The following is a 14,195-nucleotide window of genomic DNA, read 5'->3' on the forward strand; positions in this document are numbered from 1 at the left end:
GCTCGCAGGCCGTGGTCTGGCAAACCGCGGTCAACCCGGTGGTGGCACTCGAGCTGCTCGACTCGGGCGCATGGTCTGGCGCCGGCGTCCTCGGCCCGGAGGCGCTGCCGCCCGAGCCATTCCTCGATCTCCTGAACAGCCACGGTGCCCCCTGGGAGTGCGAGGAGCGCACTCCCGGTTGAGGCTGCGCTGGAGCTGGCTCACCCCTCGCGCAGCGACTCCGGCACGATCCCGGGCACGGGCTGGCGAGCGCCGTACTCATAGGCCGCACGACTGCTGGTCAGGGTCAGCTCGCGATTCCCAGGACGTTGCATGATCAACTCCACGCTGACCAGCGCGGCGTGGGTAACGGCACGGGTTCCCCCACGCGGGTCGGCGTAGGCCACAGCCACGCGGTCGTCCTCGGCGAGGGCCACCGACAGGCGGAGGCGGGTTCCCGGCGCGTAAACGTCGGCAGCGAGGTGGCCAGGGCGGGCATCAACCCTGGACCGCCGGCCCAGTCCCCCGAGCGCGATCCGCTCGCCGCCGAGACCGAGCGCGCCCATCGCGGTCCAGGGCGACTGCGCCGGGCCGACCCTGATCCTGGCGAGCACGAGTTCCAGCCACGCCTCCGGCGCGGCGCCGAAGTCGGCGGCGTGCAGCCAGACCCACGAATCGGCATGCTCCGATCCCCAGTTGTGGCCGGCGGTCCCCCGCCACCCGGACACGCTGACCTCGCGCCCGTCCACCTGGAGCATGCCGGTGACCTGGCCATCGGGGACGACCGCCGCAAGCTTGGTGCGCGGCAGCGGCGCGCGGTACAGCACCGGCGGGCGCAGCGGTCGCAACGGCGGCTGCCGGCCGGTGATCGCCAGGTCCCAGTGCGCGCTGTGCTCTCCCATCGCGGCCTGCCCGCGGAACTGACCTGGCCCGGCGGCAGTCTCCGGCGGGAAGGCACTGAAGACCTGCTTGAGCACGGCCGGCCGCTTGCCGAGGTCACGGTCAATAACGGTGCACCAGAGGGCAGCAGACTCCGGTCCCTGGCGAGGGCGATGGCGGGTGTGGCGTATCCACAGCGCCCGGGGCGAACCAGGATCACGAGCGCTGACGAACCACGACTCGTACCCGGGCGCACCCATCTGCCCATCATGCCCTGCCCGCGCAGCGGCCGGCCATGATCAGCGCCATCGCGCCGGTTAGGACTCATGGGTAACGTTGGCGGCATGGCCGAGACGACATGGCTGGACGCCACCGCACAAGCCGATCTGGTCCGCCGCGGCGAGGTGAGCCCCAAAGAGCTGGTAGCGGCGGCTATCGCGGCGATTGAAGCGGTCAACCCGCGGCTGGATGCGGTGATCAGGACCCGGTTCGACGCGGCTCGGCAGGAGGCCGAAGGCGACCTGCCCGATGGCCCGTTCCGCGGCGTGCCGATCCTGTACAAAGACCTGGGCTGCATGGTCGCCGGTGAGCCCACGGCATTCGGTGTCGGGCCGCTGCGCGCGATGGCATGGCCGGTGACGTCCTACCTCGCGGAGCAGTTCCGGGCGGCCGGCTTCATCCCGCTCGGCCGCACCAACGTGCCCGAGCTCGGCACCACGGTGACCACCGAGCCGCGCAGCTTCCCCGCGGCGCGCAACCCGTGGAATCCGGGGCATTCGACCGGTGGCTCGTCCGGGGGATCAGCCGCCGCGGTGGCGGCCGGCCTGGTGTCGGTTGCCCACGCCAACGACGGCGGCGGCTCCATCCGCATCCCGGCCAGCGAGTGCGGGCTGGTCGGGCTCAAACCGACCCGTGGCCGGGTGAGCCAGGGCCCGCTGGTCGGGGAGGCATGGGCCGGCGGCGTGATCGACGGGGCTGTCACCAGGACGGTGCGGGACGCGGCCGGTGTGCTCGACGTGATCAGCAAGCGCATGCCGGGCGAGCCGTACTACGCACCGCCGCTGCCGCGCCCGCTGGCGCAGGAGGCCGGCGCCGATCCGGGCCGGCTGCGGATCGGGGTGCTCGACCGGCCGGGCGCGGAGGGTTTTCTCGACGATCCGCAGTGCCGGGCCGCGGTGGCCAGCACAGCGCGGCTGCTGGAGTCTCTCGGCCACCACGTCGACCAGTCCGCGCCCGCGGCCATGTTCGAGCAGGAATTCATCGGGCATTTCAACACCATCATCGCGGCCGACGCCGAAGCGACGTTCCAGGCGTTCGAGATGCTGCTCGGCCGCCCGATCAGCGAGGATGAGATCGAGCCGCGCAACGCCGAATACCGGCGGGCCGGCCAGGCGCTGAAGGCGGTGCCCTACCTGGAGAGCCGCATGTGGCTGGGGATGTGGGCACGGCGGATGGCGGACTGGTGGCGCGACCATGACCTGCTGCTGACCCCTACCCTCGGCGCTCCCCCGCCCGAACTGGGCTGGTTCACCGCTGCCGGGCCACAGCAGGAAGGGGAAAGAATCATCAGCTTCATCCCCTACACCGCGCAGTTCAACATGACGGGCCAGCCGGCCATCAGCCTCCCGCTGCACACCACGCCCGAGGGCTTGCCGGTCGGGGTGCAGCTGGCCGCCGCCTACGGGCGGGAGGACCTGCTCATCCGGGTCGCGAGCCAGCTCGAAGAGGCCGCGCCCTGGAGCGGCCGGCACCCGCCAGTACACGCGTAAGACACCCGACTGGCCGGTTCAGGCGAGCTGATACACGGTCTGTCGTTCCATGCTCGTGCTCAGCCTCTATCAGGAGAAAACGGCCGAGGAGAGGGACGGACGATCCGGCGATCTGATACCGGTCTCAACGTGTCATCCGCAGCGGATGAGGACAACTGCTGACTGATGACAGCACACTCTCCCAGAGGTGGCAGCCAATAGGAGCGGCGATGGACGGCATGGCGTGGATTCCGGGCGCCACGTTCCTGATGGGCTCGGACGGGCATTATCCGGAGGAGGCCCCGGCACACAAGGCAACTATGGGCGGGTTCTGGATCGACGCCGACCCGGTAAGGCATCTGTGCGCGCCGAACTACTGCCGGCGCTACCGCCCCGCCGCGCGGATGGCTCAGCCTGTCGACACCTCCACCTCGCACCTGGGCTTCCGCTGCGTCGTGCGGGCAGAACCACCAACGCAAGACGGCGCGCCGCGATCTCACCCGCTATGCATGGGGCGTGGCGGCCGGTGAAGCGGGACCGTGGCGTCCTGCCAGCTGTGATTTCGACATACTAGGGGCTGGGGTGCCATCGTCATACTACGAAATCCGGGTGTCGGGTACTCTCCCGCCCGAGGCGCTGCTTGACTTCGACCGGCTCAGCGCGTCGGTGGAGCCGGTCGAAACCGTCGTGCACGGCCCGATCCAAGACCAGGCGGCTCTCACCGGGCTGCTCGCGAGGCTCGAGGAATTCGGGATTCAAGTCCTGGAGATCCGCCGTCTGCACGGGAAGGATCCGCGGAACAGCGAGGATCATGAGTGACGTCCAAGGTCAGAAGGGGGAATTGGCGCCACGGATCATCCGTGGCGGGTGATCGCGGTTCTCAGCCCAGGCCTTCCCGGTCCGCGGCCGAGGCCACTTCCGTGAACGGGGCGGGCAATGCGGCGTCGGCCGCGGCTTCTAGCAGGCTTCGCTGGCGGCCGATCGCGGCCTTCCGGTCGGCGGGAAGCGTGGACTGGAGTTCGTCGAACATCCCGCGCAGCCGCCGGACCACCTGCGGCGCGTCGGCGCCGTAACGGATGACCTCGGTCAGCGCGAGCACGAGCATGGCGTCGAAGTTCCGCAGCTTGCGCTTGACCCGCACCGTGCCGCTGGCATCCACCCGCAGGCCGGTCGGGTCGGGCCTGCTGCCGGTGAGGGCGAGAAGGTCGCCGATGCGATCGATGGCCTGAACCCCTGTCGTGGGATCGTTGACGGCCGGAGACAGCGCGCGGATCGCGACATCGGCAAGCTGCCGGAAGCCGAACGCCGGATCTTGCACGAACGTGCGCTCGCCGCGAATGAGGAAGAACCTGGTGACATCACCCTCGCGCAGGTCCCCGCCGTGCACCAGCGCGACGGGGGTGCCGTGCCCCAGGTATTCGCCCACTCCAACGGTCAGCTCGAGCCAGCACTGGTTCTGCCGGCACAATTCGACCAGGCCGTGCAGGTCGGTAGCCGTGATGACCCCGGTGGGCCCGGTGTAGCACAGACGGCGCGGCGAGGGATCTGCCAGCGGAGGCTCGGCGTCTACGTAGGCCGACGCCGGCGGGAAGTTCTCCTCGATGGCCGGCTGGCTCTCGGTGGCGATCGTTTCCAGCAGGTACTGGACGCGCATGAGCCGCACCACGCCATGCAGGTAGGCGACGAACCCGAAGACCGTGGCCACGGTCAGGGCCAGCAAGGTCGTCACCGACACTATGGGCGCGAACTGCGCGGCTGAGGGTACCGACGCCCGGTCGCTGACCAGGATGATGACGGAGAAGATAAAGGTGGCCAGGAACAAGCCGAGCGTCACCCGGGTGATCCGGGAGCGGATGAAGATCCGCACCGCCCTGGGCGAGTACTGGCTGGCGGCGAGCTGGATGGCCACCAGCGTGGTGGCGAACACCACGGCCACGAACGCCAGGGTGGCGGCCGCGATGGCGCCGGCGAAGGTAGCGGCACTGCCCGGGTCGCTGACCAGGTCTGGCCGTACGCCAATCGGAGCGTCGACCTGGGAGTCGAGCCAGATAGTGAGATTGGCGGCGACGATCGCGGCGACCGCGAAGATGGTCGGCAGGAACCATAGTGACACCGCGATCCGCTGTCGGAAGTCGGTGCGCCACAGCGGTTGGGACCGCACGGCCTGGTGCCGGCCACCGAGCGGGAGGCTGCCTATACCATCGCGGCGCCGCTGATGGCCGCGCTCGGTGCGCTGTTCGCGCTGTTCATGGGACTCACCCTGGCCAGCGAGGCCAGCTTCCTGGCCTCGGCGCAAGGGATCGTGAGCAATGAGGCTGCCGACGCATCCCGCCTGGCCTGGGCGGCGACCAGCCCCGGAGTCGACACCGCGCCGATCCAGTCAGCCCTGCTTGACTACCTGCAAGCGACCAGGAGCAATGAGTGGAGCGGCGTTGCCGCGGCCAACGGCGAGGATCCCGCCACCGTGCACGCCCTCGCGAACCTGGAAAACACCGTCCGGGCCCAGGCGGCACGGACCGTCATCGGGACACCCGCGAGCACCGAACTGCTGGCCTCCCTGGACGCCCTGACCAGTGATCGTCGCGACCGCCTGGCCGCGGCCTCTCATCAGCTGCCAGTCTTTTACGTGGTCGTCCTGGTCTTGGCCGGGGTGGCGTTGATCGTGAATGCCAGCGCCCTTACGCTGCGCAGCGGGCGGCGGTCCGCGCTGCTGACCGGCAGTCTCGCGAGCGTGATCGGGCTCAGCCTAGCCCTGCTGTTCGCCCTGGGCACGCCGTGGCGGGGCGCAATCACCGTCAGCGGGCAACCCATCGATTCAGTCACCCAAGGCCTGAACACCGGCTACTTCACGCCGTGACCGCTGGCCGGTGCCTGCGGTTTCACCCGCGCAGGATGATCGGAAATGACCCGGAGTGCTCTTAACTAGCCAGCAGGCATTCCGTGCGTGGCGGCCAGGCGGGAGGAGGTCTCATGACCGGAGGCGTTTTGGACGAGGGTCCGCTGCGGGCTGGGAGCTCGCTGAGAACCCCTAGGGCGGCCGCGGTCGCCGGGATCGTCTTCTCCGTGCTCATGATCACTGCCCTGGTCCTGCTCAGGATCTCTGCCCCGGCCCATCCGGGCGCTGGCGGCCAGTGGCTGAGCGATTCCGGGCGGAGAGCCGCGGTGGCCGTCGCACTGAACCTGGTGCCGTTCGCCGGAATCGCCTTCTTGTGGTTCGTCGGGGTACTGCGCGACCGGATCGGCGAGCGCGAGGATCGCTTCTTCGCCACCGTGTTCCTCGGTAGCGGGCTGCTGTTCGTCGCCATGATCTTCGTGGCCGCGGCCGTCGGCGGCGCCCTCATCGCGGCCGCGGCTGTGTCATCCCAGCTGCCCGGAGCCGGCACCTTGGCGCTCAGCCGCAACATCACCAACGGCCTGCTGAACGTGTACGCGATGCGGATGGCGGCGGTGTTCACGCTTACCACCGTGACCATCGCGCGCCGTACGCAGATCGTGTCGCGGTGGCTCACGATAGCCGGGATCGTCTGTGCCGTGGTGCTGCTGATCGGCATCGGGATATCACCCTGGGTGGAGTTGCTGTTCCCGGCATGGATCCTGGCGCTGAGCCTGGATGTCCTGCTGGCTGGCCCGCCGGCCTCACCAGCTGAGCGCCTCGAGACCTCGAACCCGAGCCGCTTACTGGCCAGAGGCAGTCAGCCCGGGTCCGTTCGGGATGATGATGTTTTGATTTTCCGAACGTACGCGGCTGACTCCCGATCCATGCCGTGACGGTGCGGCTACCGCACCTGATGGCTGCGACCGCGGAACTCGGCGACAAGACGGTCACCATGCGTGACGGTAACGTCATAGATGCCGTTCCGGCCGTAACGGGACCGCATGCGGGCCTCGGCGGTGAGCACATCGCCGCCGCTGGCCGGCGCGACGAAGACAATGTCGCACCCGGCAGCCACGGTGACCGGACCCCAGCTGTTGCAGGCGCAGGCGAACGCGGTGTCCGCGAGGCTGAAGATCAAACCGCCGTGACAGATGCCGTGCCCGTTGACCATGTCGTCCCGCACCGTCATCCGGGTCCTGGCCCAGCCCGGCCCGTAATCGGCCAGCTCTATGCCAAGCATCCGTGACGCGGCGTCGGACGCCATCATCGCCTCAACGGGATCGGGCCGGCCCGCTGACTGCGTCATGGCTCCGCCCTTCTCCATCCCGCGGGGCCGGCGACTGTGCCCCGGAGACGGCCTGCGCGGCCTTGCGCCGCGACCGGAGCCCGGCCCCCAGGCCCAGGTACGCGGCGACGGCGATCACCAGATACCCGACGTACACCAGCAGCTGCAACGCGGTGGGAGCGTCGCTGTAGCCGAAGAAACTGTGCATCACGTCGCCGAACGCGCTGCTCTCCGACAGCAGCCGTCCGGAGTGCCACAGGGGCAGGTCCAGCACAGGCAGCCAGCCGAGCTCCTGCAGGTTCTCGACGGCGTCGGCGAGCAATCCCGCCGCGAAGACCATCAGCAGGACGCCGATGACGGTGAAGAACTTGCCCAGGTTGAGCTTGTGCCCCAGCCGGTAGATGACGCACGCGATGACCAGCGCCCCCGCCAGTCCGATCGCCGCCCCGCTGACGGCGCCAGCCGGCGAAGTGGAAAAGAGAATCGCCAGGGTGAAGACCACGGTCTCCAGCCCTTCACGGCCGACCGCCTGGAAGGCCAGCAGCCCGAGTCCCCATCTCGCCTTGCCGTCCAGCGCCGCTTGCGCCCGGGATCGCAGCTCGCTGGACAGCGACCGGGCGTGGCGGCGCATCCAGAACGTCATGTAGGTGAGCACGACCGCCGCGATCAGGTACGTAACTGTCTCGAAGATCGTCTGGCCGCGCGTGCCGTCGTAGGAGCGGACGGTCGTATACACCACTGCTCCGGTCGCCGTGGCCAGCAGGAGCGCGGCGCCCACACCGAGGAACACGTCGCGGAAATGCTCGCGCTTTCCGATGCGGTTGAGGTACGCGAGCAATATGGCGACGATCATGCTCGCCTCGACGCCCTCGCGCAGGAAGATCACGAGTGTGGCGAGCACATAGCCTCCAGTGGTTGATCCGGGTTACCCGGTAAGGTTAGGCAACCCTAAGTCTCTTGGCAAGGTGTGCAGGGAGTGGTCCGCGTTACATTAGCCTCGGAGATGTGACCATCAGCGCCTTCGACCTGTTCAAGATCGGCGTAGGTCCCTCCAGTTCGCACACGGTGGGACCCATGCGCGCCGCGTGCCTGTTCGCGCGCCGGCTGGACCGCGAAGGCAAGCTCGCGGCCACTGCGGCCGTCCGGGTGGAGCTTTTCGGTTCCCTCGGCGCCACCGGGCACGGTCACGGCACGGTCAAGGCGGTGGTCGCGGGACTGTCCGGCCAGATGCCGGACACCGTGGACCCGCAGCACGCGCAGCAGGTGCTCACGGACACCCAGCAGACCGGCCGGCTGGCGCTCCTGGCAGCGCACGAGATCGACTTCGACCCCGACCGCGATGTCGTCCTGCACCGGCGGAAGCGGCTGGAGTTCCACTCCAACGCCATGACATTCATCGCGGTGGCCGATGACGGCACGCAGCTGGCCAGCGGCACCTACTACTCCGTCGGCGGCGGGTTCATCGTCGACGAGGCCGCGCGGTCACTCGCCGAAGGACCTGGCCTCATCCCTGATCCGGTGCCCGTTCCCTTCCCGTTCACCACCGGTGCGGAACTGCTGGCGCACGCCGAGCGCACCGGGCTGGCGATCAGCGACATCGTGCTCCGCAACGAGTGCGCCCGCAGGCCCGAGTCCGAGGTGCGCAGCGGCCTGCTCGAGATCTGGGCAGTCATGCAGCGATGCGTCGAGGCAGGAACCCGGGCAGAAGGCGTCCTCCCCGGCGGCCTCAAGGTACGGCGGCGCGCCCGCGCACTGCACCGGCAGCTCACCGAGCTAACCGGCCACGCCGGCGCCCCCGAGCCCGTGGACTGGGTGACTGTCTACGCCCTCGCCGTGAATGAGGAGAACGCCGCCGGAGGCCGTGTCGTCACGGCGCCGACCAACGGCGCGGCGGGCATCATCCCGGCCGTCCTGCACTACTACCGCGACTTCGTCCCCGGGGCCGACGAGGACGGAATCGTCCGGTTCCTGCTCGTCGCCGCCGGAATCGGCACCTTGTTCAAAGAGAACGCCTCGATCAGCGGCGCCGAGGTGGGCTGCCAGGGCGAAGTCGGATCGGCCTGTTCCATGGCAGCCGGAGGGCTCGCCGAGGTACTCGGCGGTACCCCGCGTCAGGTCGAGAACGCGGCGGAGATCGGGATCGAGCACAACCTCGGCCTCACCTGCGACCCGGTCGGCGGCCTCGTGCAGATTCCGTGCATCGAGCGCAACGCGGTCGCCTCAGTCAAAGCGATCACCGCTGCCCGGCTGGCCATTCGCGAGGACGGCACCCATCACGTCTCCCTGGACAAGGCGATCAAGACGATGCGTGAGACCGGAGCCGACATGAAGGACAAGTACAAGGAAACAGCACGCGGCGGCCTCGCACTCAACGTCGTGGAATGCTGAACCTGCGCTGACGGGGGCCACGGGCGACTGCCTGTCAGCGCTGCCGGACCACGGCACCGGCCTGGATGACCAGCGGCATGTGCGCGGCTGGATCGGCGAGCAGCCCGATGTCCTGCAGCGGATCGCCGTCCAGCACGATCACGTCCGCATGAGCGCCGGCCGCAAGGGTCCCGAGCTGGCCTTCGGCGCGCAGTAGCTCGGCCGCCGCGCACGTCGCGGCGCGGACGATGTCGATGGGCGGCTGCACCTGGGCACGGATGCGGAACTCCTCGCTTTGATGCCGGTGCATGCCGCCGAGCAGATCGGTCCCGTAGGCGAGCCGCACCCCGCCCCGGTAGGCGAGGTCAAGCGCGGACAGCCCCGCGTCCAGCACCTCGTCCACCTTCCGCCAGCTTCCTTCCGGCAGCCCGAACTGCCTGCCTTCCTTCTTCAGCGCCCAGTACGTCACCAGGGTCGGCACCAGGAACGCGTCCCGCTCGACGAGCAACGACACGCTGGAGGCATCGATGAGGTTCCCGTGCTCGATCGACCGGATCCCCGCCTCCAGCGCCCGGTTGACCGCACGGGCGGTGTAGGCGTGCGCGCATACGTACCGGTTGACGGCCTGGGCCTCGTCCACCACCGCGCGCAGCTCGTCCATCGAGTACTGCACGGAGTCGATCCGGTCGGTCGGCGAGGCGACACCGCCGGAGGCCATCACCTTGATGTGATGGCTGCCCTTGCGCAGCTCGTCGCGGGCCGCGGCGCGCACCGCGTCAATCCCGTCGGCGATCCTTGACCCGCTCCAGGCCGGCAGCGGGTCCGCACCCGGGCCGCGGTCGTCTCCGTGCCCGCCCGTCTGGCTGAGCGCGCGCCCGCCGAAAAACACCCGCGGCCCGCGGATCGCGCCGTCGGCCTGCGCGGCCGCGATCCCGTAGTCGGCGCCCGCCACGTCGCGCACCGCGGTGAACCCGCGATCCAGCATCCCGCCCATGATCCGCGCCGCGTGGGCGCCGATATAGAACGGCGACGTCGTACCCAGCGACGCCAGATCCGCGGTGATGGCCGTGACGTGCACATGCGCGTCGATCAGTCCCGGCAGCACGAACCCGCCGCGCAGGTCACGCACCTCGGCACCGGCGGGCGCCGTCACGCCCGGCCCGGTCTCCGCGATCCGCCCGTCCACCGCGAGCAGGTCCCCCTCGGCGTACGTCCCGGTCACCGGGTCGAGCAGGCGGCCGTTCCGCAGCAGCAGCGGCTGCGGTTCTGGGCGGGCCGTCATGGATCGCCTGGGTCGCCCAGCGCGGCCGCGAGGTCATACCCGAGCGCGGCCGCCACGTCGGGCGCGGCGCAGACGACCCGGCCGAGCCCGCTTACCGGGGCGATTGCCAGCAACGTATCGGCGATCTCCTCGTCGGTCGCGCCGGCCGCCAGCGCCCGGCCAGTGCTCCACTCCACGCAGACCGACGGCGCCCCGATGGCTACCGATGCGCCGAGCTGCAGCAGTGCCGCGATCTTGGGATGCAGGGCCGATGTCCCGGCCAGGCTGAGCCCGAGCCCGAGCCCGGCCCGGTCTTCGACGAAGCCTTCATCGATCATCGCCAGCCTGCGCAGCGTCTCCTGGAATCGCACCACTTGGTTCATACGGCCTCCGCTCGCCGCCAAGCCACCATTCCACCTCGCGCCCAGATGCGTGCCATCCCCCGGACGGGATGAAAGACCGGATGGGCCGTATTCTCCGCGATCCGGGGTTTCGGGCCAGGCTCGCGGGTAGGGGTTCCGGCGGTTGGAAGTGATGGATATGCGCCGGTATCTGCCCGCCTTGGGCTTGGCCATCCTGATGGTGACCGCGTGCAGCTCGTCGCAGAGCCTGGCCCCCGGCACGCGGTCTGTCGTGTCGGCGCCAGTACGCGTCGCTCATACCAGGCTCGGCGCCGTGGGGTACCGGGTGATAGGCAGCGGGCCTCCGCTGGTGCTGGTCATGGGTTACGGCTGGACGATGGAGGGCTGGGATCCCCGGCTGGTGCACGCGCTCGCCCTGCACCACCGGGTGGTGATGTTCGACAACTCCGGCGTCGGCCGTACCCAGGAACTGCCCCAGCCGTTTTCCGTCGACGCGATGGCTGATCAGACCAGCGCGCTCATCACCGCCCTCGGCCTGGGCAGGCCGGACGTGCTGGGCTGGTCGATGGGCGGCACGATCGCCCAGGCCCTGGCTGTCCTGCATCCCGCGCAGGTGCGCCGCCTGGTGCTGTGCGCCACCTACCCGGGCAGCGGACAGGCGGTCATACCTCCGGTAGCCGACCGCCAGGCAGCCAGCGATTTCCCCGCTAACCAGGCCAGCGCGCTGAACGCATTCAAGGCAGCGATCGCGGAATACCCGCCCGCTCCCGCGGCGTCATCCGGCACGAAAGGGATTCAGGGCCTCGCCATGTCCGACTGGCAGACCGGCAGCGACGCGGCAGGGCGCCAGACCGCACGGATCTCGGCGCCCACGCTCATCGCTGACGGCACTAGCGACCAGCTGGACCCGGTCGCCAATGACCGCACCCTCGCCCGCATCATCCCCGGCGCCACGCTGGTGCTCTACCCCGACGCCGGGCACGCGTTCCTGTTCCAGGACTGGACTCGCTTCGCCGCCCTGGTCAATTCGTTCCTGGCCGGAAACCCAAGACCCTAGCGGCAGGGGCAGCAGGTCCGGGTGACAGCACGGGTCACCTTCATCGGGTGAGGCGCCGGAGTGGCCGGGATGGAAGGGTCGGAGCCTCCCGGTCATCGCGGCGTGACGGACGACAAGGAGAAATGGCGAATGATACGGAAACTTGCGGTTGAATTTCTCGGCACCGCGATCCTGGTGTACGTCGCCTGCGGGGTGGCCACCCTGATGTTCGGCTTCAAGTTCGCCGGTACCAGCGTCGCGGCCGGGGTGGTCGCCACCGCGCTGGCGTTCGGCCTGACACTGCTTGCGCTGGTGTACTTCATCGGCCCCGTATCGGGCAGCCACGTCAACCCGGCGGTGACCATCGGCGCCCTGCTCACCGGCCGCATCCCGCTGATCGAGGCCGTCGGCTACTGGATCGCCCAGTTCGCCGGCGGAATCGTCGGCGCACTCGTGCTGTGGGGAACGTTCAGCGCCTCGCCGTTCTACAACAGGACCGTCACCGGCCTGGGCGCCGACGGCTACGGCCGCCTGTCAATGATCCGCATCGGCGTGGGCGGCGCCTTCGCCCTCGAGGTCATCCTGACGGCCATCTTCGTCTTCATCGTCTTGCGAGTGACCTCGGCGACAGCCAATGCCGCCACGGCGGCGATCGCCATCGGGCTGACCCTGACCGTGGTCCACCTCGTCGGCATCCCGATCACCGGCACGTCGGTGAACCCCGCCCGGAGCCTCGGCCCGGCGCTGGTGGTCGGCGGCACGGCCCTGAGCCAGGTCTGGCTGTTCATCGTGGCGCCCCTGGTGGGAGGTGTGCTCGCTGCCGGGCTGCACCGGCTGCTCTACGCCGAGGGAGACATCCAGCTGGCCGCCGAAGCACGCCAACCCGGCGAGGCCGGCTTATAGCTTGTATGGCATGCGGGGCAGGAACCACGCTTCCGTTCGGATTGATAGAGATTTTTATCCCGAACGGACGCGTGGTGTCTGTGTCCTCCGTCGGGTGATGCGCGACAGTCCAAGGGGCGGCTCGCGGCGGAAGCGGACGTTCATCCCAAGGGCGGCGCTGCATAAAATACAGGTCGGGGCCAATCGCGCTAGGGCATAACCGGACGGTCAGTGACGTGAAGCCCCGTGGATAACCGCGCGCCGACCCGCCGATCTGGGCGTCAAGCCCCAGTCCGGATCGGCCTGTTCTTGCGCGCATAACCGTTCGTTCCGCCGGTGCCGCCGACCGTCGCAGACGTATAGGACGCCTGGGCGGCTGCAGCTCGGCGGTGCTCGCCGTGGGAGTAGCTTCGTGTGTGGATTCGCCGTCCTCGGCGGGCCATACGAGAGCCGGTCAAGGGTGAACCTGTCCGAGGGCCTGGCCGCTTTGCTGCACCAGCGCTGCCCCTGCTTCCTCACCCCGGCGGCTCAGCCCGGCGGCGGCCGGGTGAGGGCCGTAGGGTGGAGGCAATGGACGTGCGGTTGTTCGGCCAGCTCGAGGCGGCGGACGGGGGCGTAGCGCTTGCTGTCCGCGGCGCCAAGCAGCGGGCACTGCTGGCTTTGCTGGCGCTGCATCGCGGCGAGCCGGTCAGTGCCGACCGCCTGATTGACGTGCTGTGGGGTGACGGGCAGGCGGCGAAACCGGCTAACGCCTTGCAGGCCCAGATCGGCCAGCTGCGCCGTACCCTCGGGGCGGGCGCGATCGTTACCACCGAAGCCGGCTATGCGCTCGCGGTCGGTCCCGATGAGGTCGACGTCGTCCGCTTCGAGCAGCTGGTGGCGAAGGGACGGCGTCTGGCGGAGGCGGGCGAGATGGCGCAGGCGTCTGTCGCGCTGGGCGAGGCGCTTGGCCTGCGGCGGGGCGAGCCGCTGGCCGAGTTCGCCTATTCCGGCTTCGCTGACAGCGCACGGGCGCAGCTGGACGAGCTGACCCTCGTGGCGATCGAAACCCGGGCCGGAGCGGACCTGGCGCTGGGCCGCCACGGGGAGCTCGCCGGCGAACTGGAGGCGCGCTGCCGGCAGCACCCGCTGCGCGAGCGCCTGTGGGAACTGCTCATCCTCGCGCTCTACCGGGCCGGACGGCAGGCCGACGCCCTGCGCGCCTACACCGAAGTCCGCGACCGCCTGGCCGGCGAGCTGGGCATCGACCCCGGGCCGGCCTTGCGGGAACTCCAGGCCCGGATACTGGCCCAGGATCCGTCGCTCGCCGCAGCCAGCCCGGCTCCGGTCCCGGCGCCCGCGTCGGAGGCGGCCGGCAATCTGCGGGAGCGGCTGAGCAGCTTCATCGGCCGCGACGCCGAGCTGGAACAGTTGCTCGGGTCAGTCCGCGCCAGCCGACTGGTGACGCTGACTGGCCCGGGCGGGACGGGCAAGACCCGCCTGGCGGTGGAGGCCGCCGCCGCCCTGCGCACCGAGTACCAA

General features: G+C 69.7%; 15 protein-coding genes and 1 pseudogene. 10 read left to right on the forward strand and 6 right to left on the reverse strand.

What is annotated here, in order from left to right:
- Nucleotides 1-182 (forward strand): annotated as a pseudogene (locus tag WA805_RS09340) (ATP-binding protein); the annotation flags it as partial.
- Between the two features lie 18 nt (nt 183-200).
- On the opposite strand, the gene WA805_RS09345 reads toward WA805_RS09340, so the two are convergent.
- Nucleotides 201-1,118 carry a hypothetical protein gene (locus WA805_RS09345; RefSeq protein WP_425242140.1) on the reverse strand — a complete coding sequence of 306 codons (918 nt, stop codon included), beginning with the start codon at nt 1,116-1,118 and terminating at the stop codon, nt 201-203.
- Nucleotides 1,119-1,202: 84 nt separating this feature from the next.
- Here WA805_RS09345 and WA805_RS09350 point away from each other — a divergent pair, with 84 nt between their 5' ends.
- From WA805_RS09350 to WA805_RS09360, 3 genes are all read left to right on the forward strand, one after another.
- Entirely contained in the window at nt 1,203-2,627 is a 1,425-nt protein-coding gene (locus tag WA805_RS09350) for an amidase (RefSeq protein WP_422274080.1), read from the forward strand.
- 209 nt (nt 2,628-2,836) lie between these two features.
- Nucleotides 2,837-3,136 carry a hypothetical protein gene (locus WA805_RS09355; RefSeq protein WP_422274082.1) on the forward strand — a complete coding sequence of 100 codons (300 nt, stop codon included), beginning with the start codon at nt 2,837-2,839 and terminating at the stop codon, nt 3,134-3,136.
- 79 nt (nt 3,137-3,215) lie between these two features.
- A complete protein-coding gene (locus WA805_RS09360; protein WP_422274084.1) occupies nt 3,216-3,425 on the forward strand; it encodes a hypothetical protein in 210 nt (69 codons plus the stop codon).
- Nucleotides 3,426-3,486: 61 nt separating this feature from the next.
- Here WA805_RS09360 and WA805_RS09365 read toward each other — a convergent pair whose 3' ends face one another.
- Nucleotides 3,487-4,719, reverse strand: coding sequence for a DUF2254 domain-containing protein (locus WA805_RS09365; protein ID WP_425242141.1), 1,233 nt, complete (start codon nt 4,717-4,719; stop codon nt 3,487-3,489).
- A 36-nt stretch (nt 4,720-4,755) separates the two neighbouring features.
- On the opposite strand from WA805_RS09365, the gene WA805_RS09370 reads away from it, so the two are divergent.
- Together WA805_RS09370 and WA805_RS09375 are read left to right on the forward strand one after the other, a co-directional pair.
- On the forward strand, nt 4,756-5,463 hold the full coding sequence (locus WA805_RS09370) for a hypothetical protein (RefSeq protein ID WP_425242142.1): 708 nt from the start codon (nt 4,756-4,758) through the stop codon (nt 5,461-5,463).
- Between the two features lie 113 nt (nt 5,464-5,576).
- Nucleotides 5,577-6,374, forward strand: a complete 798-nt coding sequence (locus WA805_RS09375; protein WP_425242143.1) for a hypothetical protein — start codon at nt 5,577-5,579, stop codon at nt 6,372-6,374.
- Between the two features lie 8 nt (nt 6,375-6,382).
- Here the strand turns inward: WA805_RS09375 and paaI are convergent, their stop codons facing one another.
- Both paaI and WA805_RS09385 read right to left on the reverse strand, forming a co-directional pair.
- The gene (paaI, locus tag WA805_RS09380; protein ID WP_422274092.1) at nt 6,383-6,787 is read right to left on the reverse strand and encodes a hydroxyphenylacetyl-CoA thioesterase PaaI; all 405 of its coding nucleotides are present in this window, start codon (nt 6,785-6,787) and stop codon (nt 6,383-6,385) included.
- Nucleotides 6,753-7,667 carry an FTR1 family iron permease gene (locus WA805_RS09385; RefSeq protein ID WP_422274094.1) on the reverse strand — a complete coding sequence of 305 codons (915 nt, stop codon included), beginning with the start codon at nt 7,665-7,667 and terminating at the stop codon, nt 6,753-6,755. Before WA805_RS09385 ends, paaI begins: the two co-directional genes overlap by 35 nt.
- A 104-nt stretch (nt 7,668-7,771) precedes the next feature.
- Here WA805_RS09385 and WA805_RS09390 point away from each other — a divergent pair, with 104 nt between their 5' ends.
- The gene (locus WA805_RS09390; protein WP_425242144.1) at nt 7,772-9,154 is read left to right on the forward strand and encodes an L-serine ammonia-lyase; all 1,383 of its coding nucleotides are present in this window, start codon (nt 7,772-7,774) and stop codon (nt 9,152-9,154) included.
- A 34-nt stretch (nt 9,155-9,188) separates the two neighbouring features.
- Here the strand turns inward: WA805_RS09390 and WA805_RS09395 are convergent, their stop codons facing one another.
- Both WA805_RS09395 and WA805_RS09400 read right to left on the reverse strand, forming a co-directional pair.
- On the reverse strand, nt 9,189-10,415 hold the full coding sequence (locus tag WA805_RS09395) for an amidohydrolase family protein (RefSeq protein ID WP_425242145.1): 1,227 nt from the start codon (nt 10,413-10,415) through the stop codon (nt 9,189-9,191).
- The gene (locus tag WA805_RS09400) at nt 10,412-10,777 is read right to left on the reverse strand and encodes a carboxymuconolactone decarboxylase family protein (RefSeq protein ID WP_422274100.1); all 366 of its coding nucleotides are present in this window, start codon (nt 10,775-10,777) and stop codon (nt 10,412-10,414) included. The genes WA805_RS09395 and WA805_RS09400 overlap by 4 nt, the downstream gene beginning before the upstream one ends.
- 151 nt (nt 10,778-10,928) lie before the next feature.
- On the opposite strand from WA805_RS09400, the gene WA805_RS09405 reads away from it, so the two are divergent.
- From WA805_RS09405 to WA805_RS09415, 3 genes are all read left to right on the forward strand, one after another.
- Nucleotides 10,929-11,813, forward strand: a complete 885-nt coding sequence (locus WA805_RS09405) for an alpha/beta fold hydrolase (RefSeq protein WP_425242147.1) — start codon at nt 10,929-10,931, stop codon at nt 11,811-11,813.
- Between the two features lie 129 nt (nt 11,814-11,942).
- On the forward strand, nt 11,943-12,695 hold the full coding sequence (locus WA805_RS09410) for an aquaporin (protein ID WP_422274104.1): 753 nt from the start codon (nt 11,943-11,945) through the stop codon (nt 12,693-12,695).
- 549 nt (nt 12,696-13,244) lie between these two features.
- Nucleotides 13,245-14,195, forward strand: a 951-nt coding sequence (locus tag WA805_RS09415) for a BTAD domain-containing putative transcriptional regulator (RefSeq protein ID WP_425242146.1), incomplete at its 3' end; no start/stop codon positions are given.

Source organism: Trebonia sp., assembly GCF_049794275.1.
Taxonomy (GTDB): domain Bacteria; phylum Actinomycetota; class Actinomycetes; order Streptosporangiales; family Streptosporangiaceae; genus Trebonia.